The organism is Bradyrhizobium retamae (assembly GCF_001440415.1).
GTDB lineage: Bacteria > Pseudomonadota > Alphaproteobacteria > Rhizobiales > Xanthobacteraceae > Bradyrhizobium > Bradyrhizobium retamae.
On record NZ_LLYA01000001.1, the window covers coordinates 23,681 to 44,277 of the forward strand.

Sequence of the window (20,597 nt, forward strand, 5' to 3'; positions counted from 1 at the left end):
TCCTCGCCCCTACTCCGCCAGATACTTCTTCATCTCCGCGCGCAGGCCGTCGCGCAGCTCGGCGCGGGCCATGCCGTAGGCGATGTTGGCGCGAAGGAAGCCGGATTTCGAGCCGCAGTCGTGCCGCTCGCCCTCGAATTCCACGCCGAAGAACTTTTGCGTCTTGGCGAGAGCTTTCATCGCATCGGTGAGCTGGATCTCGTTGCCTGCGCCGCGCTCCTGGGTTTCGAGGATCTTGAAGATTTCCGGCTGCAGGATGTAGCGCCCGGTGATCGAAAGGTTTGACGGCGCGGTGCCCTTCGGCGGTTTCTCCACCATGCCGTCGACCTCGAACATGTTTTTGGCAAGGCGCTTGCCGACGCCGCAAATGCCATACTGGTGGGTGAGATCGTCGGGCACCGCCTCCACCGCGAGCAGATTGGATTTGGCGCCGAGCTTCGCCGCGGCCTCGATCATCTGCTTCAGGCAACCCGGGCTGTTGAGCACTAGCTCGTCCGGCAGCACGACGGCGAACGGCTCATCGCCGACGATATCGCGCGCGCACCAGACCGCGTGGCCGAGACCGAGCGGCGCCTGCTGGCGGGTGAAACTCATGGCCCCGGCTTCGGGCTGGTCGCGCGCCAGGATGTCCTGCTCGGCCTTCTTGCCGCGCGCGGCGAGCGTGGTGTCGAGCTCGAACATCCGGTCGAAATGGTCCTCGATCACCCCCTTGTTGCGCCCGGTGACGAAGACGAAATGCTCGATTCCGGCCTCCTTGGCCTCGTCGACCACGTATTGAATCAGCGGCTTGTCGACGATGGTCAGCATTTCCTTCGGCATCGCCTTGGTGGCGGGCAGGACGCGGGTGCCGAGGCCGGCGACCGGGAAGACGGCTTTACGGATTTTCATGGGATGTCGGGCGCCTTGATATTGAGATCTGGAAATGAGGAAAGTGCTTTGATTGCACGTTGATAGCCGGTTTGCACCCTTGAACAAAGGCGGATGTATGGTGGCGTTCCCGCCCGACCTGCACCTCCCCTTGCGCGCGCCGGGCGCGACAACAAAATCCGCTCTGTTAAGCTATTGGAAACCGTGACAGGGCCTTCTGGCACAGGGTTGGTTTCGACGGATGGGTACGGCATGGGTCTCTTTGAACGAGTGACGAGTAATCGAACGGGCGCGATCCTAATCGCCGCAGCGCTGTTGTGTTCCAGCGGCCAATCCCAGGCCCAATCTCAAGCCCAATCCTCCGGCAACGGGGTTTCGAACTTTTTCGGCACTATCTTCTCAGGGCAGAAGGTCGCGGCGCAGCCGGCCACGCCCAGTCCGGACGGCAGTCCGCCGCCCTGGAGCGGAGAAGACGGCGCCTCCGGCCATCCGCTGATGACGGCGTCCGCGATCCGGCAGGCGGCGGCGAACTTTCAAAATTGCGTCGCCTCGATGTGGCCGGATGCTGCGCGGCGCAACATCACCCAGCAAAATTTCGAGCGCTTCACCGCCGGCCTCGAGCCTGATTTGCGCATTATGGACCTGATGGACTCGCAGCCCGAGTTCACCAAAGCGATCTGGGACTATCTCGATATCCTCGTGAACGACAACCGCCTTGCCAAGGGCCGCGAGATCCTCGCCCAATACAAGCCGCAATTCGACGCGGTGGAGAAGGCCTATGGCGTCGACCGCTACATCATCGCATCGATCTGGGGCATCGAATCCAACTACTCGACGCAAGTGGGCGACCGCAACGTCGTGCGATCGACCGCGACACTGGCCTGCATCGGCCGCCGCCAGGCTTATTTCAGGGATGAATTCCTCACCGCGATCGAGATCCTCAACCGCGGCGATCTCAGACCCGAACAAATGCGCGGCTCCTGGGCCGGCGCGTTCGGGCCGACGCAGTTCATGCCGACCGCCTTCAAGCGCTATGCCGTCGACGCCGACGGCGACCGACGCCGCGACGTCGTCGACAACGTCGCCGATCTGATCGCCTCCACCGCCAACAACCTCAGGAAAGACGGCTGGCAGACCGGTCGGAGCTGGGGTTACGAGGTGGTGCTGCCGGAGGGCTTTAATTTCATGCTGGCGGACAAGTCCAAGGCGATGACGATTGCGCAGTGGCAGAGCCAGGGACTGAAGCGGGCCGACGGCAAGCCGTTTCCTGACACAACCGATAAGGCCTATCTGCTGGCGCCGGCCGGCATGCAGGGGCCCGGCTTCCTGATGCTGCAGAACTTCCGGGTGATCATGAAATACAACCCGGCCGAGGCCTATGCGCTGGCGATCGGCCATTTTGCCGACCGGCTGCGCGGCGGGCCGCCGTTCGTGCAACCCTGGCCGCGGCAGGAACGGGTGCTGTCGCGGGCGGAACGACTGGAACTGCAGCAGCTCCTGGCGCAGCGCGGGCTCTACAAGGGCACGCCGGATGGCCAGTTCGGTGGCCAGACGCGGGAGGCGCTCCGCAGCTTCCAGGCTTCGATCGGAGCGCCAGCGGACGGATTTGCCTCTTCCGACGTGCTGGAGCGGCTGCGGGGCCGTTAAAACCTGTTTTCAGCGCTTAAACGACCCTGAAAACCACGATTCGGCAGGAGCCTTGACGCTGGGCCTGGAACCTCGGTTTATGGGATGTGAAATCTGCCCGCTTGCGGCCCGATTCCGCTGCTATATTTGACGCTTCACGATCCATTTGCGACCGAGCCGGATGCGAAAGCCAACGTCCTTCTTGCGCGTGTTTACCGAGACCGGGCCACTGGTGGCGCTGGCGGTTGCGATCGCGCTCCTGATCGGGATCGTGGGACCCGCGTCGGCGCAGTTTTTCAATTTCGGCGGCTTTGGCGGGCCGCCGCAGCGGCAAGCGCCGCAGCGCGGCTGGTTCGGCGGCGATTTCTTTTCGCCATTCCAGCAGCAGGCGCCGCAGGCGCCGCGCCAGGATTTCTCCCGCGCGCCCGCGCCCGCCAAGCGAGATACGGTGCCGGAACGTAACGTACTGGTGCTCGGCGACGCCATGGCCGACTGGCTCGCCTATGGCCTGGAAGACGCCTATTCCGAGCAGCCCGACATGGGCGTGATCCGCAAGCACAAGACCGTCTCCGGCCTGATCAAGTATCAGCCGCGCGGCGAGCCCGCCGATTGGACCGCGGCCGCCAAGGGCATCCTCGCCACCGAAACGCCCGATGCCATCGTCGTCATGCTCGGCCTCCATGACCGCCAGGCCATCCGCGAGGCGGTCACCGAGAAGAAGGCCGATAAGAAAGAAGACAAGAAGGACGCGCGCGGCAAGGCAGATACCAAGACAGATACCAAGCCGGCGGACGCAAAGAAGCCGGAAGGCTCGGCTGACACGGCAAAGCGCGACGATAAGCCGGCCGATGCCGAATTGTCGCCTGACGATGCAGCCGATAGCGACACGCCGCAAAACGCCGCACCCGCGCGATCTGGCGGCGGACTTTATGAGTTCCGCGACGAGCGCTGGGTCGAACTCTACACCAAGAAGATCGAAGAGCTGATCGGCGTGCTGAAATCCAAGGGCGTCCCAGTGCTGTGGGTCGGCCTGCCGGCGATCCGCGGGCAAAAAGGAACGGCTGACATGCTGTTCCTCGATGCGCTGTATCGCGACGGCGCCGGCAAGGCCGGCATTACCTATGTCGATATCTGGGATGGCTTTGTCGATGAAGCCGGCCGCTTCCTGCAGAAAGGTCCCGACTTCGAAGGCCAGATCCGCCAGCTCCGCACGGCCGACGGCGTCTTCTTCACCAAGCCCGGCGCGCGCAAGCTCGCACACTATGTCGAGCGCGAGGTGACGCGCCTCCTCGCCGCCCGCTCCGGGCCGATCGCGGTGCCGATCGAACCGGCGACGCCGGAGGCCAATGTCGCGCCGGGCCAGCCGGCGCCGCGTCCGCTGGCCGGACCGGTCATGCCGCTGGTGGCCTCTTCCGTCGGCACCGATCAATTGCTCGGCGGTCCCGGCTCGCGTCCGGCAGCGGTTGATGCGCTAGCCGCGCGCACGCTGGTGAAGGGTGAAGCGCTGGCCGCGCCGGCCGGCCGCGCCGACGACTACGTATGGCCTCGTCGCGAAATCGGCCGCGAGCCGGCGAAGGGCGATACCCCGATGGCGGCCACCTCACCGAGCGGAACCACGGCAGCCGCCCCGCCACAGAAGCAGCTCTTACTGCCGCCGCCGCAGCAAACGCTGCAGCAACAGAAGAGACAGGTGCCGCCGCCACCGATGCAGATCCGCCCGGCGCAAAACAACGGTCCGTCACTACGTGACTTCTTCGGCGGGTTCGGTGTGGGGCCGCGGCCGCCTGCACCACCCGCGGCCGCACCGCCGCGTGGACCCGCTGCTCTTCCGGGCGCGCCGCGGCCGCCGGGCAATGTCGGGCGCTCGGCAGAGGTTCCGCCGGGCAATTTCACGCGGTGATTTAGGTAGAGCGTTTTCCAGCGAAGTGGACACCGGTTCGCGTCAAGAAAACGCGTCAAAACAAAAACCTAGAGCCCGGTTCTGATTCAATCGGAACCGGGCTCTAGTTCTCATGCTGAGGAGCGCTTCTCCGCGCGTCTGCGGGCGATGCTTCACACCGCCGCGCGAACCATGAAGCTCCCATGCAGCCATCCTTCGAGACGCGGCCAATAGGCCGCTCCTCTCAGGATGAAGTTAGCCGTAATAGCGCCAGCGCGGCGGCGGGCGGCGCGGCGGGCGCGTCATCAACAGCGCCAGCGCAAAGCCAATGCCGGCTGCGACCAAGAGCGCGCCGAGCGGATTTTCCTGAACAGTTTTCGCTACCGTCTGCTGGCCGCTACGAATGGTGTCGCCGCTATGCTCAATGGCGTCCTTGGCATAGCTGACGGCGGTGTCAGTGGCGTCGCGGGCGGCATCCTTGGCCTGGCCGTAGAGATTTTGCACTGTGCCCGCCGCTTCGCGCGCGCGGCCTTCGGCTTGCGCCTTCGCATCGCCAGCCATATCGCCGACGGTGCTTTCGACCTTACCCGCAAAATCCTCGGCCGAACCAGCAATCCGATCCTTGTCCATCGCGGTCCTCCTGTTTTCGGGGAATGTAACCGGTGAGACCCCGTTCGGGTTCCTACCGCGATCGAAACGCAGTTCTAATCAAGATGCCAAGCTTACAGGATCAGACCACCGTCGACCACGATGGTCTGGCCGATGACGTAGGTCGCAAGCGGCGAGGCCAGGAACAGCGCCGCACCGGCCATATCCGCCGGCGTGCCGAGCCGCTTCAACGGGATCCGCTCGAGCGCGCCTTCGAGGCGTTTCGGATTGGCGGTGGTCGCCTTGGTCATCTTGGTATCGACCAGGCCGGGCGCGATGCCATTGACGCGGATGCCGTCCCCGGCCCACGCCTCGCCGAGCGTGCGCGTCAGCCCGACCGCACCGGTCTTCGAGGCGTTGTAGGCTGGATTGCCCATCGTGGAGTGATAGGCGGCGGTCGAACTGACGATGATGAGCGCGCCCTTGCTGGCGCTCAGCATCGCATGGAATTTTGTCGCACAGGCCATCAGGCTCATCAGGTTGATTTCGACCACCCTGCGAAAGCCATCCATCTCGAATTCGCCGCGGCGGTAGATCACCGCGCCCTGCGCCAGCACCAGCACGTCCAGTTTCGTGAAGGATGGCTGGAAGGATTCAATGGCCTGCGCGTTGCTGACGTCGAGCTGGGAATAATCTAACCCGTCAAGAAGCGAGCCTTCGTCAGGCGAATAGTCGGCGGCGCTTTCGCGGGTGCCGCAGACGGCGACACGTGCGCCCTTGGCACGGAACGCCTGCGCGATGCCATTGCCGATCCCGCTGGAGCCGCCGACCACCAGCACCTGCCTGCCGCTGAAATCCAGTTCGTTCATCGCTCGCGATCCTTTTTGTGTGTTCTAGGGCGTACTCATAAATCCAAAAGGGCCATGCGGCTCAATGGGTGACTGCACGGAGAAGGGCTTTGTAAGAAATGCGAAGCATTTAGTCTTCCAGCTCAGCAACGAAGTGCTGTGCAACAATATCCGCTTCGGGGTCATTACGAGACCTCGACACCAACCTACTTGGTTGCTTTGGTGGATTGAGCGCACTCAGCAAATGCAATTGCGGGCCTCGAACTTTCTGGACTACGGTTGCTTCCGAGGCTGCTGCACTTGCCTGCCATCTCTTAGCGTCTCCGAAGGACTTTCCCCAAAGCACGCGCGGTACGAGACCGAGAACCGGCCCATATGGGTAAACCCCGTGCTCATGGCAATCTCGGTGACATTCGCTTCCGGATCGGCCCGCAGCAGGGCTTGGCGAACTTGCCGCAAACGGGCGTTCCGCAGGTAGCGCATGGGGGAGACACCCTTGAAATCGCTGAAGTGTTTAAAGAGTGTTCGGCCTGCAACGCCGGTCGCCGTAACGAGGTCGGCCACGGTAACCACCCGGTCGAGATGGGCCTCAATGTAGTCGATCGCGCGCTTCACGTCACGCGGAGCAATCGGCTTCTCGAGACGTCGCAGTGCGGCGCTGTAATTGTGCGGGTGCGACACCAGCAATGCCGTGACAATGAACTGCTCGAATGTGCTCATCGTCGTCGGGCTCCAGAGCACCGATCCCGCCTGTTCCAGGTCCGCGACGCCCGTCAGCACGTAGCGTGCCAAGCTGCGGCCGTACCCGGTGGCGAGGTCGATCGTGGGCGCAAATTCGAGGGGAGCGGTTGGTGGCTCGCCGAGTAGGGCGACAAGCTGATCTGTAAGGCTGGATTTGGTCAGAGACAGTTGGATGCGGCTGCTATCGGGCTCCGATACCAGCCGACAACTCTCGCGCATCGGCGAGATGATCGTGGCGAGGTTCGGATTGCACACGACGTTTTCACGGCCAATGGTGGCTCCAAGCTGTCCGCGAAGCGGCAGGTGGATCCAAGTGTCCGTGCGGCCGGGGCTCGGACACAGGACGACCGGTGCGCCGCCGTATTGCGCGTAACCCACGTAGAGGCCCGGCATGTAAACGCCGTTAAGGCGCGTATCGAGGAGGTGGGTCTGCCGCCCCGCGATGTCGAAGCGGTAGCCTTTCGCGCGCAGGAATGCACCGGTCTCTTCCACATTGCGGCTGTGGAAGATGGGCATCTGCTCCAGAAGCGGCGCTGTGCCAGGCTGCATGCTCGCCTCCGTGTTGATCGAGCATACCACGCATGCCGCGGCATGGGCACCGGGGCCGGGAATGCTCCGATCATTCTTGCAGTTTTTGGATAATGATAGTTGGCGCTTTCCGTGGGCGATTTCCACGTTTTACGCGCTTTCCGGATAGGCCCCGGCGGCAATCGGATATCCAGCACCCAAATGCGCCAGCTAAGCTTCGCGCCCAACGGGCGCCGTGCCTATCGATGCCGTGCCTATCGATAGGGGTGGCCCATCAAGGAGGGAAGCGTCATTGCGGACGCGCTTACGCACGCTGTGATCTCATTCCAGTATCCGTCGTGACCAGTGCCAGTCGACCACGAGCCCGATCGCGGCATCTCGACCCGCCTGCGCCTGCTTGATCGACTCGTCATTGACAAGCGCCGGCTGATCGGTGCTCACCTGCCGTTCCCTGGCACCGGCTTCGTCGAGCGCAAGGATGGCGTCTATCGCTTCGTTCCGGCTTGAAGCTCGCGCAAAGTCGAGCTGAGCGTCATCGCTTTTGGGAGGGCGCAGTGAGATGGCTGATCAATGGCTGTTCAAAAGCGAGACTTATGATAACTGCAATTGTTCAGTGAGCTGCGGGTGTCAGTTCAACGAGCCCACGACACATGGAAATTGTCAGTTTGCCTATGTCGGCACCGTCGTTGCAGGTCATTTCAATGGCACGCCGCTGGCGGGCCTGAATTGGTCGCTGCTCTGCATATTCCCCGGCGAGATCGAGGAAGGAAACGGCAAGCGCCAGATCATCATCGACGAGCGGGCGAACAAGGCTCAACGGATCGCTCTCGAAACGATTGTATCGGGTAAGGCATGCCGGCCACTCAGCAACCATTTTTCCGTTTTCGGTTCCTTATGCACGGAATTTTTCGAGACACTTTTCCTGCCGATCAATCTCGAGGTGAATCTCCAACTCAGAACCGCGAACGTCGACATCCCGGGTGTTGTGAAGAGTGTCGGCAGACCAATCATCAACAAGTTCAGTGGCGAGCCCTTCCACATTGCACTGGCACGGCCGTCCGGCAGCTTCGAGTTTACCTATGGGGAAATTGGGCGAGGCACGACCTCGGTAAGCGGTGATATGGAGATGGCGTTCAAAGATTCATGGGCGCTATTTTGCGTGCACCACTACAACCAGGATGGCTTGATCCGCTGAGTGATGACGGCAGAGAGCTTAGCCGGATCGAATTTGTCGTGTTAGCTGAGCCTCGAGCTGACATTGGTTGGCTGTAGAACGGTCGGGTCTTGTTACCGATGTTTCTCTGCAAGACTATCCGTAGAGGAGGGTGACGACGATGGCGGATCAATGGCTATTCAAGAGCGAGACCTACGATAACTGCAATTGCGCGATGAACTGTGGTTGCCAATTCAACCTGCCGAGTACTCACGGCTATTGTCAGTCGGCCTTCGTCGGCACCATCGTCGAAGGCTACTTCAACGATACGCCGCTCTCAGGCTTGAACTGGGCGGCGCTGTACAAGTGGCCCGGCGAAATCAAGGACGGAAACGGGCGGCGCCAGATCATAATCGACGAGCGTGCAGATGAAGCTCAACGGATCGCGCTTGAAGCGATCATCTCAGGCGACGCATGCCAACCATTGAGCAATCTCTTCGCCGTATTCGCGTCCACATGCTCGGAGTTTTGCGGGACGTTGTTCCTGCCGATTGATCTCGATGCGGACTTGGAGCTCAGAACGGCAAGGGTAGAGATACAAGACGTCATGCGGAGCACCGGCAGGCCGAAGATCAACGAGTTTACTGGTCAACCATTCCACATTGCGCTGGCGCGTCCCAGCGGCAGTTTCGAATTTACCTACGCAGAAATCGGGCTAGGTACCACGTCGGTCACAGGTGACATGGAAATGGCATTCGAAGATTCATGGGCACATTTTTGTGTTCATCACTTCAATCAGGACGGCTTGGTCGGGGAAAGATCAAGACTCACGGCATGGCTTGGGCCGACCCCGCGGTGAATGAGGCTAGGTGTTATCGTTCTGAAGGATGTCTCCTGATCGGTGGCGAAGTATCGGCGGTTTGACGCTGGTGTCTACGGAAGCAGCCGAGTGGTTTCCCGAGCCTCGTCGAGAAATTTGACCATCAGAATCTCGTCGTAATATCGCCCACCCTGCTTGAGGGCTCGCTTTTCATAGCCGTACTCGACAAAGGCCATGGCGCTGTAAAGTTGGCGCGCCGCTTCGTTCTCGCTCACGACAGTCAATTGAACCATCTCCACGCGCCCGCGCGCATGGTCGAGAACGGCCGCGACAAGCAACTTTCCAAGGCCCGAACCTCGCGCGGTGTTTCGAACATACATCGCCCAAAGCCGCCCCTTGTGCGCCTGCTTCAAACCTTCCTGCGCGGAAAATCCGGCAATTCCGGCAAGCTCCCCGTCAAGGAATGCGCCGAAGATATCCGCCCGTCCGATGGCCGCTTCGAACCACGATAGTGGTTGCGCATTTTCTCTCTCAAACGTGCTGCCGAAAGCCTCCGGATTTTTCTCAAGCGCTTCCAGCCGGATCTCTCGATACAGGGGCGCGTCGGCAAGCTCCAGGAGACGTATCTGCGCCCCGCCAGTATCGGTCACGGTTGCACCTCGCTCGGCTTCGTTTGACCTGTGTGCGGATCGGTGCCAGCCTTGTCAATCCTGCAAAGCGCATCTCTGTCCGGATCCCATTATGCCAGATTTCAAGGAGCTGAGTCGTTCGGTCAAAGGCCTGACCGTCCTCGTCACCGGTGCTGCCAGCGGCATGGGCCGTGCAACGGCGCTGGTGTTCGCGGCTGAGGGCGCCAATGTTGCAGTTACCGATCTGAACGCCGCGTCGACCCAGGCGGTTGCCAGCGAGATCGCAGCGAAGGGCGAATCGGCAAAAGCGTGGACGCTCGACGTCACCAATCCTGGCGACATCATCAAGGTGGTCAACGAGGTTGCCGCGCATTTCGGTGCACTCGACATCGTCATCAACAATGCCGGCATCTCCGTGCACGTGGCGATCGACGAGGAAGGTTATGAAGCAGCCTGGGACAAGGCGCTGGCCGTGATGATGACCGCGCATCCACGCATCATCCGGGCCGCGTTGCCGCATTTGCGCCGATCGAAGAATCCGCGGATCGTCAACATCGCATCGACCGAGGCGCTCGGCGCTACCGCGCTGCACAGCCCGTACTCGGCAGCGAAAGCCGGCGTCACCGGCTTGACGCGCTCGCTCGCCGTCGAGCTCGGACGCGAGGGCATCACCGTGAACTGCATTTGCCCGGGTCCGATCCGCACCGCGATCACCGAGCGGATTTCCGAAGAGCACAAGACGATCTACGCCAAGCGCCGCACCGCACTCGGCCGCTACGGTGAGCCGGAGGAAGTGGCGCACATGACGCTGAGCCTGTGCTTGCCAGCGGCTTCGTTCCTGACCGGCGCGGTGATCCCTGTCGACGGCGGCCTCATGGCGCGAAACGCGTAGCGGGCATGCGTCCGCAGCGTTGACTTGGACATTTCGCGGAGTAATTTTTCTTACAAAGAAAGCGGGACACACCGCCCGCCGTTTTTGGGAGAGACGCCATGACGGTCACGATCCGGCAGCTTCATCCGCATTTTGTCGGCGAAGTATCCGGGCTTGATCTGCGAAAACCCCTGACGCCGCAGGAAGCAGCCGACGTCGAAGCCGGCATGGACAAGTACGCCGTGCTGCTGTTCCGCAACCAGGACATCACGGACGAACAGCAACTCGCATTTGCGCTGAATTTCGGCAAGCGCGAAGACGCTCGCGGCGGCAATATCGTCAAGCCTCAGGATTCGCGCCTCTCGACCGGCCTCAATGACGTCTCCAATCTCGGCAAGGACGGCAAGCCATTGCCGCGCGACAGCCGCGCACATCTGTTCAACCTCGGCAATTGCTTGTGGCATTCCGACAGCTCGTTTCGTCCGATCCCGGCGAAGTTCTCGCTCTTGTCGGCGCGGGTGGTGAACCCGAAGGGTGGCAACACCGAATTCGCCGATATGCGCGCGGCGTATGACGCGCTCGACGACGACACCAAGGCCGAGATCGAGGACCTGATCTGCGAACATTCGCTGATGTATTCGCGCGGCTCGCTCGGCTTCCTGGATTATACCGACGAAGAAAAAGAGATGTTCAAGCCGGTGCTGCAGCGGCTGGTGCGGACGCATCCGGTGCATCGCCGCAAGTCGCTGTATCTGTCATCGCACGCGGGCGCGATTGTGGGCATGAGCATGCCCGAGGCGCGGTTATTGCTGCGCGACCTGACCGAGCACGCCACGCAGAAGGAATTCGTCTACGTCCATAAATGGACCGTGCATGACCTCGTGATGTGGGACAATCGCCAGACCATGCACCGGGTTCGGCGCTACGACCAGTCGCAGCCCCGCGACATGCGGCGCGCCACTGTTGCCGGTACCGAGCCGACAGTGACGCAGCAGGCCGCGGAGTAGAGGTTTCCCGTCGTCCCTGCGAACGCAGGCCCCATACGCCGCGGCCCATCCGTGAGGCGATGGGGCAGCTATCATTTCAAACAATCAAAGCCGGTGGTTATGGGTCCTGCGTTCCCAGGGACGACGCCGCGGCTAGCGCCTACGCGTGCCCGGCCTCATTCGACAGCATGCCGAGGTCGATGCCGATCTTGCGCAACGCACGTTGATATTTGTCGTCGACGTCGTCGCCGAAGATCAGATCCGGGTCGGCGTCGCAATGCAGCCAGCCATTGTGCTGGATCTCGTTCTCGAGCTGCCCGGGCGCCCAGCCGGCATAGCCGAGCGCCAGGATGGCATGCTTCGGCCCGGTGCCTTTGGCGATCGCCTTGAGGATGTCCACCGTCGCGGTCAGGCAGATGCCCTCGTCGATGTTCAGCGTCGCGTCCTTGATGAAGAAATCGCTCGAATGCAGCACGAAACCGCGGCCGGTATCGACCGGGCCGCCCTTCAACACCTGCATGGTCTCGGCGTTTTCCGGCAGCGTGATCTGGTCGGCCTTCTCGATGATATCGAGTTGCACCAGCAGTCCTGGAAAGTCGATGCTGCCGGCCGGACGGTTGACAATGATGCCCATCGCCCCTTCCGACGAGTGCGCGCACATGTAGATGACTGAGCGCTCGAAGCGCGGATCGCCCATGACCGGCATGGCGATCAGCAGCCGGCCGTCCAGATAGCCCTCGCCAGACGAATTATCGCCAAAGCCGGCGGCTTTGCGGCGGACAGGCTTCGATGTCTTGCCTTCAGGGCTCATCCGCAAAGGCCTTTCTCTTGCAGGTTCATATCCTGATATCGGGTGCGGTTTCTGTCAATCAAGCTTCCGGCATCATTCGGCTGCCGATCACACGCAATTCAATGGTTTGCCTCGAAACTTGCCTGTAAAGACGTGCCATGAGCGTCCTAGTTCCCCTGCGCGCCGCACTCGGCGTCGCCGCCTTGAGTGTCGCGTGTGCGGCGTCGGATGTTCGCGCCCAGGATGCCTCGCCGTGGCAACACGACGCCCATTCCGCGGTACGGTTGCTGGCGGGATCACGCAGCGGCGCGGTGCTGCTCGGCGGCGTAGCCATCCAGTTGCAGCCGGGATGGAAGACCTATTGGCGGACGCCCGGGGATTCCGGCGTGCCACCGCGCTTCGACTTCTCCAAATCCGACAATGTCGAAGCCGTGACGGTGCTGTGGCCGGCGCCGATGAAATTCGACGACGGCGCAGGCGGCACCGCGCTGGGATACAAGCAACAGGTCGTGCTGCCGTTGCGGATCGTCGCCAAGAATGCCGACAAGCCGGTGACACTGCGCACCCACATCAGCTACGCGGTTTGCGAAAAGCTCTGCATTCCCGTCGAAGCCCATGCCGAACTCGCTTTTGCCAGCGTGGCAAGTACCGAGGACGGTACACTGTCCGATGCGCTCAATGCGGTGCCGAAGCCGGCCAATGTCGGGGACCCCAATCCGCTGACCATCCGCGACGTCAAGCGCGAGGGAAAGAACGTGCTGGTCGACGTGACCGCGCCCGAGGCCAGGGAGGTCAACCTGTTCGCCGAGGGGCCGACGCCCGACTGGGCGTTGCCGGTTCCCAAGCTCGTGGAGCAAGGCCCGCCCGGCGTCAAACGCTTTGCCTTCGAACTCGACGGCCTGCCGCCCGGCGCCAGTCCGGAAGGCGCCGCACTCAAACTGACGCTCGTCGGCGGCGACCGGGCCTACGAGTTCAACGTCAGTTTGAATTGACGCGACTTGAATTGACGCGACCTGCCGACCCTGCGGACGTGCTCAGCCGCGCCACGATGCCGCAAGGTGTTTCCACCCGGTGCAGCGACGCTTTCCAGTCAGAGGAGAGCCGGCGCTTGGCAGCTCTCCTCTTCGGCAACGTGTGTCCTCCTAGCTCTTCTGGCCGCTCATCTGCTGAGCGCGCATATAGCTCTTGCAAGCGCTACGCATGTCGCCCTTTGACATGGCGGCATTCGCCGCGCCCATCTCTTTCATCATCGCAAATTTGCCGGGGCTGTCAGGCATAGCGTTACTGGACGCGACGAGCTTGGCCATGTTTTCGCTTGTGCAAGCCGTCTTCTGGGCAGAAGCCGGGCTGACAGCCAGCGCGGCGGTGATCGTTACAGCGGTGACAAGCAGTAGTTTCATATTTTTCCTCCCCGGCCGCACCATGCGGCCGAAGCTCAGAATTACAAAAAGCCAGAAAAGTTCCGCCAACCCGGGACCAACCGGCATGAAGCTACGAAACCGGAGATACCTGCACGGCTGGCGGGGGCCTGTGGGTCGGTATGGGATCGGGCGCGTTGATCAGATAGAGCGCGCCCGCCACCAGCATGATGGCAGCGATCACCAATCCCAACATGGCCAGCACCAGATCGTTCGGGTCATCCATCTCGCGGCCCGGACATGCGGGCGTTCGGGTGCGATGGCAGCCATCGCCTTTGGCTATCCGCGCGAGCGCCTGTGATGAATAACGGCGGGTCCGAAGACCTTTGGCTATCCGCGACATGCGCCGTTGTGAACGGCGGGCGATGGCTCCGCGGCATCAAACGACGGCCCAGCCGTTTTGTTCCTGACTTCGTAGTTTCGTGGCACCCCGACCAAGCAGCTCAGGGTTCGAGCCGTCCAGGAGCGATCAACGGATCGGGTCGCCGCGACGTTGCCGCTGCGCCAAGCCATGGTCGGCGGCGGCTCCTGCCCGTGCGTTAAGCAAAAATTTTCGCTGACCTCTTGAACACAATTTTTGTGCTCCTCAGATCATTTTCCGCGCCGGAGGCGCTTCGATGCCGCAGACGGCGCGCATCCAAATCCGCAGCCCCGGTTTGCAGGCCGGGCGACGCAATCGTCAAACGAGGAAAGGATAGATCTGTCAGCCACGGGAGCTTGAGATGAGCACCTCTGTTCAGCGAAGGCCGCGCAAGGGCGGATCGCTTGTTCTTGACTGGCTCATGGTCGCAATGAGCTTCGCAACGATCGCTTGGATCAGTTTTCGAACGATAGGAGGATGATATGATCACTGATCACACCATTGTCTCCGCTCGGGCGGAGCAACGCAAAAAGGCTGCTGAAGATCGCCGCTTCATCCGGCGATTGATCGCAGCTTTCACCGGCGCGGCGTTGGCCATGCCGGCGCTGGCAGCCTGGGGAATCGATAGTCCGCATACCCAGCAGCCTTCCGATCGCGCCGTGACTCCGATCATCTTGCCGCCAATTCCCTACCTCGATTCCATGCCCTGGATGCAGTGGAACGTGAACGCCAACGCGTCCAAGACCGACCTCCTGCTGTCGCCGACATTGCGGTGGGGAATTGGGCTGACACCAGTGGCGCAGGATCAGCAGAAGCTGTCGGCTAACTGAGCCAAGTCCGTCCGGATGCGATTTGCGATTGCTCGCGCAGATCGCATCCATCTGCAGCGGCTCGGTACAAGCTATTCCTGGTAGGGCATGACCGCGGAGCGGCGTCGGTCGGCCGAAAGCCACTCATATCGGTCCCACGGGCCCCCCACCCAACCGAATCTTAACGAATGGTTGATACATCCGATCGTCGCCGCCGCCTCGCGGCACGTTTCGGGGATGTACCGTTGTGGCCGTAATGGATTCGCAATCCGCAACCGCTCCGCCTGGTGGCGTGATCGCGCGCCTGCGTGCGCTGCTTGGCGGCTCCAGTGAAGCCTCCGTTACAAGGCGGCTGGCCGGCACGATCTTCGTGATCCGCGTCTTCAGCGCAGCGCTTGCCTATTTCTCGCAGATCCTGCTGGCGCGCTGGATGGGCGGCTCGGACTATGGCGTCTATGTCTATGTCTGGACCTGGGTGCTGCTGCTCGGCAGCATGATGGATTTCGGCATCTCGGCATCCGCGCAGAAGCTCATTCCGGAATATCGTACACGCGGCGAACACGCGCTGTTGCGCGGCTTCCTCTCCGGCAGCCGATGGATGACGTTCGGTGTGTCCTCCATCGTCTCGCTGCTGCTGGCGGGCGCGGTGAAGGGATTGTCGCCGTGGATCGACGGCAACGCGATCGTTCCCCTCTACATCGGTTGCCTGACACTGCCGGCGTTCGTCGTCGCCAACACCCAGGACGGCATCGCCCGCTCGCACGACTGGATGCGGCTTGGCCTGGTGCCGCAGTTCATCGTGCGCCAGTCGCTGATCATTGGCCTGACCGCCGGCGCCTTCGTGCTCGGCTTCGATCTCGGCGCCACCGCCGCGATGTCGGCCAGCGCCGCTGCGGTATGGATCGCGATGATCGGCCAGATGATCGTGCTCAATCGCAAGCTCGGCGGCCACATCGAGCCCGGCCCCCGAGCCTACGACTTCCGCGGCTGGCTCGCGGTCTCGCTGCCGATCCTGATGGTGGAGAGCTTTTATCTGCTGTTGTCATACACCGACGTGCTGGTGCTGCAGCAATTCCGCTCCTCGGAAGAGGTCGGCGTCTACTTTGCCGTAGTGAAGACGCTGGCGCTGGTCTCCTTCATTCACTACGCGATGGGGGCTTCGACTGCGCATCGCTTTGCCGAGTATCACGCGCAGGGCGACAAGCCGCGGCTGTCGGCCTATGTGGCGCATGCGATCCAGTGGACGTTCTGGCCGTCGCTCGGCGCGACTATTCTGCTGCTGGCGCTGGGCAAGCCGCTATTGTGGCTGTTCGGACCGCAATTCGTCGTCGGCTATGACATCATGTTCATTGCAGCGATTGGCCTTGTGGTGCGTTCCGCCATCGGCCCAGTCGAGCGGCTCCTGAATATGCTCGGCCATCAGCACATCTGCGCGCTGGCCTATGCGCTCGCCTTTGTCATGAATGCTGTGCTGTGCGTCGTCCTGGTGCCCCACTTCGGCGGCCATGGCGCGGCAGCGGCGACCTCGATCTCGCTGACGTTCGAGACGGTGCTGCTGTTCTGGATCGTGCGCCGGCGGCTCGGACTGCGCGTGTTGGCGTTCGGGAAGCGTTGATCGTGGAGCCACCGGAGCGGTTGGAACACGGCCGCTTGCATCTCAAGTCCGTGTCGTAACCGTCCTGCGTTATCCGTTCCGGATTTTCTATCGTGTGCGCAAGGACGATCGATATCCTGCACATCCGACATACGTCGCGACGGCCCGTTAACGAGGTTGACCAGTAAGGGCCCCGCCAGGCGGCCGACAGCATCAACGAGGCAGGATACCGGTTTCGCTCTGCACCGCCAAATTGGGGAAAATAACCACCGGATTCCCGTGTGCGCATGAAATATTCTTATTTCACCCGATGCGCCGCCATCGATAGGACGTTTATCCCCTGCGTTGATATATACTCGCACATGCCAAATGGAACTTGCACCCGGAAATGATTGATCCGCTTTACGTTGCCTCGGGATTCGGCGTCGGCCTGCTGGTCGGGATGACCGGTGTCGGCGGCGGCTCGCTGATGACGCCGTTGCTGATTCTGCTATTCGGCATCCACCCGTCGACCGCTGTCGGCACCGATCTTCTATATGCCGCGGCCACCAAGACGGGCGGCAGCCTGGTGCATGGCTTTGCACGCAGTATCCACTGGCCGGCCGTGATGCGCCTTGCCAGCGGCAGCATCCCGGCAAGCGTCGTTACCTTGCTCGTGCTGTGGCAGCTCGAGCTCAAGGGGGAGGCCGCGCGCAGCGTGGTCAATCTGGTGCTGTGCTTCGCGCTCCTCCTCACGGCGACATCGTTGATCTTCCGCAGGGCGATCATGGATCACTATCGCCGACGCATGGAAGGGTTCGATGCCGCGGCGACCGGCCGCGCGACCGTGATGGTCGGCGTGGCGCTCGGTGTGCTGGTCTCGATTTCATCCGTCGGTGCCGGCGCCGTCGGCGTCACCGCGCTCTTGCTGCTCTATCCCCGCCTGCCGATGGCGACCATTGTCGGTTCCGACATCGCACATGCGGTGCCGCTGACGCTGGTAGCCGGCATCGGACATTGGGCGCTGGGTTCGGTCGATTGGGCGCTGATGGGTGTGCTGTTGGTCGGATCGTTGCCCGGCATCCTGATCGGCAGCTACTGCGCGGTTCGCGTCCCGGAGACGGTGCTAAGGGTGGTGCTGGCCACAGTCCTGATTTTGGTGGCCAGCAAGCTCGGCTTCAACGAGCTGCATTTTTCGCAGGCCAGTATCGCAGCTGTCACCGGAAGCGTCGCCCATTAGCGCGTTTTCCAGCGAAGTGGACAGTGGTTCGCGTCAAGAAAACGCGTCAAAACAAAAAAACCTAGAGCCCGGTTCTGATTCAATCAGAACCGGGCTCTAGCCGCGCTTCCCGGGCCTGCTCACGATTTGCCTTATTCTGCGGTCCATCCGCCATCGATCGATAGATTGGTGCCGGTGATCTGGGCTGCATCGTCGCTGCACAGGAACAGCGCCAGTGCGGCGACCTGTTCTGAGGTCACGAACTCCTTAGTCGGCTGCGCTTCCAGCAACACGTCGTTGATGACTTGCTCCTTGGTCAGGTTACGTGCCTTCATGGTGTCGGGAATCTGCTTTTCCACCAGCGGCGTCCAGACATAACCGGGGCTGATGCAGTTGCAGGTGATCTTGAACGTCGCAAGCTCCAGTGCCACCGTCTTGGTGAGGCCGGCAATGCCGTGCTTGGCCGAGACGTATGCCGCCTTGAACGGCGACGCCACCAGCGAATGCGCGGAAGCCGTGTTAATGATACGGCCCCAGCCGCGCTTCTTCATGCCGGGGACTGCAGCGCGGATGCCGTAGAACGCCGACGACAGGTTGATGGCGATAATGGCTTCCCACTTCTCCGGCGGAAAATCCTCGATCGGCGAGACGAACTGGATGCCGGCATTGTTGACGAGGATATCGACCGAACCAAACGTCTTCTCGCCAAGCGCGACCATTTCTGCAATCTCGGCGGGCTTGGTCATGTCGGCGGGCGAGTGCACGGCGCGGACCTTGAAGTCGGTCTCGATGCCGGAACGCTCGCGCTCGATATCGGCCGGCACGCCCATGCCGTTGAGGACGACATTGGCGCCGGCGGCGGCAAAAGCGCGCGCGTAAGCCAATCCAATGCCGCTTGTCGAGCCGGTCACGACAGCGGTCTTGCCTTTTAACGTACCCATTCCATTCACTCCTGCTTGCCTGCGGCGGTCTTCGAAACATCCCCCGTCATATCGTAGGCCATCATGGTCTGGCCGGATTGCGGACGCTCCAACACATCCTTGTGACGCATCGACAGATGAACGTCGCGGACGCCTGCGTTCCAGTGTTCGACCATGGCGACATGCGAAAAGTCGTAATCCTTGGATGACGTTTCGTAGTTCTTGCTCTTGTAAATCAGATGCACGACGGTGACGGTGTTTTCCTTGGCCGCGTTGCAGAGAACTGCCACCGACGGATCGTTCTTGAGATCATCGGGCAGCTTTCCGAGCAGCTCGCGCAGCGCCTTTCGCGCGTTGTGCACCTGCTTGTTCTTGTCGGTAGCCATGCGGGTGCGGCTGGAATAGCGGATGTCCTTTTCGCGCTCTGCGGCCTCCAGCAGCGATGTCGGCAATTCGCCGCGCGCGCTGAACAAATCGACCTGAAAGATCAGGAGATCGCGGTTGGTTTCCTCGCTCAGCACATAATCGAGCGGCGTGTTGGAAGCGATGCCGCCGTCCCAATAGTGCTCGCCTTCGATCTCGATGGAAGGAAAGCCGGGCGGCAGCGCGCCGGAGGCCATGATGTGCTCCGGGCCGATCTTCTTGCCGTGCTTCCTGAAATCGAAACTGTCGAAATATTTCAGGTTGCCCGAGGTTACCCCGACCGCGCCGACGCTGAGCCGCGTCTTCAGATCGTTGATGCGATCGAAGTCGATCAGCCGCTCCAGCGTTTTCTTCAGCGGCGCAGTGTCATAATAGCTTTGCGATTGCCGGCTGCCCGGCGGCCACAAGGGCGCGGGCGGAATGCGCGGCGTGAAGAAGCCCGGTACGCCGAAGGTCGCAATCAGCGCGGCACTGGTCTCGTTGAACAGCGAGCGCGCGCGGTCACCCGATGCGACGGGCTTCCATGGCACCGGAGATGATACCATCTCCCAAAATTCTTTCAGCCGATCGACGCGCTTTTCGCCTTCATTGCCGGCAATGATCGCGGCATTGACGGAGCCGATCGAAATGCCCGCGATCCATTCGGGTTCGAACCCCGAGCGGCACAGCGCCTGAAATGCACCCGCCTGATAGGAGCCGAGCGCGCCGCCGCCTTGCAGGACCAGCACACGCTGCGCTTTGGCGGGCGTGGTTGCCGGCGCGGTATCGGAATGATCCATCGTGACCGTCGGCTAGTGGACAATGACCGGGGCACCGTGGCGGCAGTTCGCGACGGCGTCAATCAGGCAGGATCGAAGCAAGGATCACGCCGAGTTTATCGCATTGTGAGACGTCGAAGCCCGCATCCGGCGTTGCCTCACGTCGATGCAAGGATGAGCGTCCAGAACACCTTGTATTTGGTGTTTGGAGCATAAACCGCCGCGATGCCCAATTTTGTGACACCGTTCTTGAGCATATTGGCCTTGTGCGGCGGCGAGTCGCGCCAGCCGGAAAAGGCTTCCGCCACCGTGTGATAGCCGGCCGAGATATTCTCGACGGCAAGCTTCGCCGGATAGCCTGAGGCCCCCAGCCGCTTCTCCAGCGGGCCCTTCACGTTATGGTCCATCTTGTTGCGGGCCGCCATCGCCTGGGACTGCTGCTCCGCCAGCTTGATCAGATCGGGATCGACCACTACGGCGCCGAGGCCATTGTTCTGCCGATATTGCGAGATCAGGAGCGCCGCCGCCACGGGGTCGAGCGTGGCGCCGGGTTGGGCCATGTCGAGATACATGGCCGGCTGTTCCGGAATCTTGACGTCTGCCGAGCAGCCGGCAAGCAGCAATAGGCCGATAATGGCGGTGGTCGCCCGTTTCACTGAAAGAATCCCCCGAAGAAGCCCCTAAGCCTGGATGGCCGCTTGTTGCATACCAACCGTGGCTGAATGGTGAACGGGCCGTCGTTTCGACGTCATTCCGAGTTCGCTTCGCGCCGCGGAATGACGACTTCGTC

21 protein-coding genes are annotated in these 20,597 nt (G+C 61.9%); 10 read left to right on the top strand and 11 right to left on the bottom strand.

The features are described 5' to 3' along the window. Positions 1 to 9: 9 nt before the first annotated feature. The gene (gene galU / locus CQ13_RS00105; protein ID WP_057841006.1) at positions 10 to 888 is read right to left on the bottom strand and encodes a UTP--glucose-1-phosphate uridylyltransferase GalU; all 879 of its coding nucleotides are present in this window, start codon (positions 886 to 888) and stop codon (positions 10 to 12) included. A 231-nt stretch (positions 889 to 1,119) separates the two neighbouring features. Here galU and CQ13_RS00110 point away from each other — a divergent pair, with 231 nt between their 5' ends. Together CQ13_RS00110 and CQ13_RS00115 are read left to right on the top strand one after the other, a co-directional pair. Next, on the top strand, positions 1,120 to 2,514 hold the full coding sequence (locus tag CQ13_RS00110) for a lytic murein transglycosylase (RefSeq protein WP_057841007.1): 1,395 nt from the start codon (positions 1,120 to 1,122) through the stop codon (positions 2,512 to 2,514). A 160-nt stretch (positions 2,515 to 2,674) separates the two neighbouring features. Then, on the top strand, positions 2,675 to 4,393 hold the full coding sequence (locus CQ13_RS00115; RefSeq protein WP_057841008.1) for an SGNH/GDSL hydrolase family protein: 1,719 nt from the start codon (positions 2,675 to 2,677) through the stop codon (positions 4,391 to 4,393). 234 nt (positions 4,394 to 4,627) lie between these two features. On the opposite strand, the gene CQ13_RS00120 is transcribed toward CQ13_RS00115, so the two are convergent. The 3 genes from CQ13_RS00120 to CQ13_RS00130 form a co-directional block, all read right to left on the bottom strand. Continuing rightward, complete coding sequence (locus CQ13_RS00120; RefSeq protein WP_057841009.1) at positions 4,628 to 5,002, bottom strand: CsbD family protein; 375 nt, start codon at positions 5,000 to 5,002, stop codon at positions 4,628 to 4,630. A 92-nt stretch (positions 5,003 to 5,094) separates the two neighbouring features. Further along, positions 5,095 to 5,829 (bottom strand): SDR family NAD(P)-dependent oxidoreductase, encoded by a 735-nt coding sequence (locus CQ13_RS00125; protein ID WP_057841010.1) that lies wholly within the window; start codon positions 5,827 to 5,829, stop codon positions 5,095 to 5,097. Positions 5,830 to 6,081: 252 nt separating this feature from the next. Further along, a complete protein-coding gene (locus tag CQ13_RS00130) occupies positions 6,082 to 7,098 on the bottom strand; it encodes an AraC family transcriptional regulator (protein WP_156433412.1) in 1,017 nt (338 codons plus the stop codon). A gap of 538 nt (positions 7,099 to 7,636) precedes the next feature. On the opposite strand from CQ13_RS00130, the gene CQ13_RS00135 reads away from it, so the two are divergent. Both CQ13_RS00135 and CQ13_RS00140 read left to right on the top strand, forming a co-directional pair. Further along, entirely contained in the window at positions 7,637 to 8,272 is a 636-nt protein-coding gene (locus CQ13_RS00135) for a DUF1326 domain-containing protein (RefSeq protein WP_057841012.1), read from the top strand. Positions 8,273 to 8,411: 139 nt separating this feature from the next. After that, the gene (locus CQ13_RS00140; protein ID WP_057841013.1) at positions 8,412 to 9,089 is read left to right on the top strand and encodes a DUF1326 domain-containing protein; all 678 of its coding nucleotides are present in this window, start codon (positions 8,412 to 8,414) and stop codon (positions 9,087 to 9,089) included. A 74-nt stretch (positions 9,090 to 9,163) separates the two neighbouring features. On the opposite strand, the gene CQ13_RS00145 is transcribed toward CQ13_RS00140, so the two are convergent. After that, a complete protein-coding gene (locus CQ13_RS00145) occupies positions 9,164 to 9,700 on the bottom strand; it encodes a GNAT family N-acetyltransferase (RefSeq protein ID WP_057841014.1) in 537 nt (178 codons plus the stop codon). Positions 9,701 to 9,791: 91 nt separating this feature from the next. On the opposite strand from CQ13_RS00145, the gene CQ13_RS00150 reads away from it, so the two are divergent. Together CQ13_RS00150 and CQ13_RS00155 are read left to right on the top strand one after the other, a co-directional pair. Beyond that, positions 9,792 to 10,571, top strand: coding sequence for an SDR family NAD(P)-dependent oxidoreductase (locus CQ13_RS00150; protein WP_057841015.1), 780 nt, complete (start codon positions 9,792 to 9,794; stop codon positions 10,569 to 10,571). A 98-nt stretch (positions 10,572 to 10,669) separates the two neighbouring features. Then, positions 10,670 to 11,557 (top strand): TauD/TfdA dioxygenase family protein, encoded by an 888-nt coding sequence (locus CQ13_RS00155; RefSeq protein WP_057841016.1) that lies wholly within the window; start codon positions 10,670 to 10,672, stop codon positions 11,555 to 11,557. Positions 11,558 to 11,696: 139 nt separating this feature from the next. Here CQ13_RS00155 and CQ13_RS00160 read toward each other — a convergent pair whose 3' ends face one another. Further along, positions 11,697 to 12,347, bottom strand: coding sequence for a YqgE/AlgH family protein (locus tag CQ13_RS00160; RefSeq protein ID WP_057841017.1), 651 nt, complete (start codon positions 12,345 to 12,347; stop codon positions 11,697 to 11,699). Positions 12,348 to 12,484: 137 nt separating this feature from the next. Between CQ13_RS00160 and CQ13_RS00165 the strand changes: the two genes are divergently transcribed. Next, entirely contained in the window at positions 12,485 to 13,318 is an 834-nt protein-coding gene (locus CQ13_RS00165) for a protein-disulfide reductase DsbD domain-containing protein (protein ID WP_057841018.1), read from the top strand. 150 nt (positions 13,319 to 13,468) lie between these two features. Here the strand turns inward: CQ13_RS00165 and CQ13_RS00170 are convergent, their stop codons facing one another. After that, complete coding sequence (locus tag CQ13_RS00170) at positions 13,469 to 13,813, bottom strand: hypothetical protein (protein WP_245308964.1); 345 nt, start codon at positions 13,811 to 13,813, stop codon at positions 13,469 to 13,471. A 4-nt stretch (positions 13,814 to 13,817) separates the two neighbouring features. Beyond that, positions 13,818 to 13,970 (bottom strand): hypothetical protein, encoded by a 153-nt coding sequence (locus CQ13_RS44175; RefSeq protein WP_197427208.1) that lies wholly within the window; start codon positions 13,968 to 13,970, stop codon positions 13,818 to 13,820. A gap of 617 nt (positions 13,971 to 14,587) precedes the next feature. Here CQ13_RS44175 and CQ13_RS00175 point away from each other — a divergent pair. The 3 genes from CQ13_RS00175 (at position 14,588) to CQ13_RS00185 (ending at position 17,727) form a co-directional block, all read left to right on the top strand. Next, positions 14,588 to 14,935 (top strand): hypothetical protein, encoded by a 348-nt coding sequence (locus CQ13_RS00175; RefSeq protein WP_057841019.1) that lies wholly within the window; start codon positions 14,588 to 14,590, stop codon positions 14,933 to 14,935. Between the two features lie 235 nt (positions 14,936 to 15,170). Next, entirely contained in the window at positions 15,171 to 16,529 is a 1,359-nt protein-coding gene (locus tag CQ13_RS00180; protein ID WP_156433414.1) for an oligosaccharide flippase family protein, read from the top strand. 367 nt (positions 16,530 to 16,896) lie between these two features. After that, entirely contained in the window at positions 16,897 to 17,727 is an 831-nt protein-coding gene (locus CQ13_RS00185; protein ID WP_057841021.1) for a sulfite exporter TauE/SafE family protein, read from the top strand. A gap of 131 nt (positions 17,728 to 17,858) precedes the next feature. Here CQ13_RS00185 and CQ13_RS00190 read toward each other — a convergent pair whose 3' ends face one another. The 3 genes from CQ13_RS00190 to CQ13_RS00200 form a co-directional block, all read right to left on the bottom strand. Beyond that, positions 17,859 to 18,647 carry a 3-hydroxybutyrate dehydrogenase gene (locus CQ13_RS00190; protein WP_057841022.1) on the bottom strand — a complete coding sequence of 263 codons (789 nt, stop codon included), beginning with the start codon at positions 18,645 to 18,647 and terminating at the stop codon, positions 17,859 to 17,861. 5 nt (positions 18,648 to 18,652) lie between these two features. After that, positions 18,653 to 19,828, bottom strand: a complete 1,176-nt coding sequence (locus CQ13_RS00195; protein WP_057841023.1) for a DUF3734 domain-containing protein — start codon at positions 19,826 to 19,828, stop codon at positions 18,653 to 18,655. A 137-nt stretch (positions 19,829 to 19,965) separates the two neighbouring features. Further along, complete coding sequence (locus CQ13_RS00200; protein ID WP_057841024.1) at positions 19,966 to 20,463, bottom strand: CAP domain-containing protein; 498 nt, start codon at positions 20,461 to 20,463, stop codon at positions 19,966 to 19,968. Positions 20,464 to 20,597: the final 134 nt, after the last annotated feature.

Excerpts from the sequence above, each read along its gene's own strand:
- galU (WP_057841006.1), bottom strand. The coding sequence starts at position 888 with ATGAAAATCCGTAAAGCCGTCTTCCCGGTCGCCGGCCTCGGCACCCGC.
- CQ13_RS00110 (WP_057841007.1), top strand. The coding sequence starts at position 1,120 with ATGGGTCTCTTTGAACGAGTGACGAGTAATCGAACGGGCGCGATCCTA.
- CQ13_RS00115 (WP_057841008.1), top strand. The coding sequence starts at position 2,675 with ATGCGAAAGCCAACGTCCTTCTTGCGCGTGTTTACCGAGACCGGGCCA.
- CQ13_RS00120 (WP_057841009.1), bottom strand. The coding sequence starts at position 5,002 with ATGGACAAGGATCGGATTGCTGGTTCGGCCGAGGATTTTGCGGGTAAG.
- CQ13_RS00125 (WP_057841010.1), bottom strand. The coding sequence starts at position 5,829 with ATGAACGAACTGGATTTCAGCGGCAGGCAGGTGCTGGTGGTCGGCGGC.
- CQ13_RS00130 (WP_156433412.1), bottom strand. The coding sequence starts at position 7,098 with ATGCAGCCTGGCACAGCGCCGCTTCTGGAGCAGATGCCCATCTTCCAC.
- CQ13_RS00135 (WP_057841012.1), top strand. The coding sequence starts at position 7,637 with ATGGCTGATCAATGGCTGTTCAAAAGCGAGACTTATGATAACTGCAAT.
- CQ13_RS00140 (WP_057841013.1), top strand. The coding sequence starts at position 8,412 with ATGGCGGATCAATGGCTATTCAAGAGCGAGACCTACGATAACTGCAAT.
- CQ13_RS00150 (WP_057841015.1), top strand. The coding sequence starts at position 9,792 with ATGCCAGATTTCAAGGAGCTGAGTCGTTCGGTCAAAGGCCTGACCGTC.
- CQ13_RS00155 (WP_057841016.1), top strand. The coding sequence starts at position 10,670 with ATGACGGTCACGATCCGGCAGCTTCATCCGCATTTTGTCGGCGAAGTA.
- CQ13_RS00160 (WP_057841017.1), bottom strand. The coding sequence starts at position 12,347 with ATGAGCCCTGAAGGCAAGACATCGAAGCCTGTCCGCCGCAAAGCCGCC.
- CQ13_RS00165 (WP_057841018.1), top strand. The coding sequence starts at position 12,485 with ATGAGCGTCCTAGTTCCCCTGCGCGCCGCACTCGGCGTCGCCGCCTTG.
- CQ13_RS00170 (WP_245308964.1), bottom strand. The coding sequence starts at position 13,813 with ATGCCGGTTGGTCCCGGGTTGGCGGAACTTTTCTGGCTTTTTGTAATT.
- CQ13_RS44175 (WP_197427208.1), bottom strand. The coding sequence starts at position 13,970 with ATGGATGACCCGAACGATCTGGTGCTGGCCATGTTGGGATTGGTGATC.
- CQ13_RS00175 (WP_057841019.1), top strand. The coding sequence starts at position 14,588 with ATGATCACTGATCACACCATTGTCTCCGCTCGGGCGGAGCAACGCAAA.
- CQ13_RS00180 (WP_156433414.1), top strand. The coding sequence starts at position 15,171 with ATGGATTCGCAATCCGCAACCGCTCCGCCTGGTGGCGTGATCGCGCGC.
- CQ13_RS00185 (WP_057841021.1), top strand. The coding sequence starts at position 16,897 with ATGATTGATCCGCTTTACGTTGCCTCGGGATTCGGCGTCGGCCTGCTG.
- CQ13_RS00190 (WP_057841022.1), bottom strand. The coding sequence starts at position 18,647 with ATGGGTACGTTAAAAGGCAAGACCGCTGTCGTGACCGGCTCGACAAGC.
- CQ13_RS00195 (WP_057841023.1), bottom strand. The coding sequence starts at position 19,828 with ATGGATCATTCCGATACCGCGCCGGCAACCACGCCCGCCAAAGCGCAG.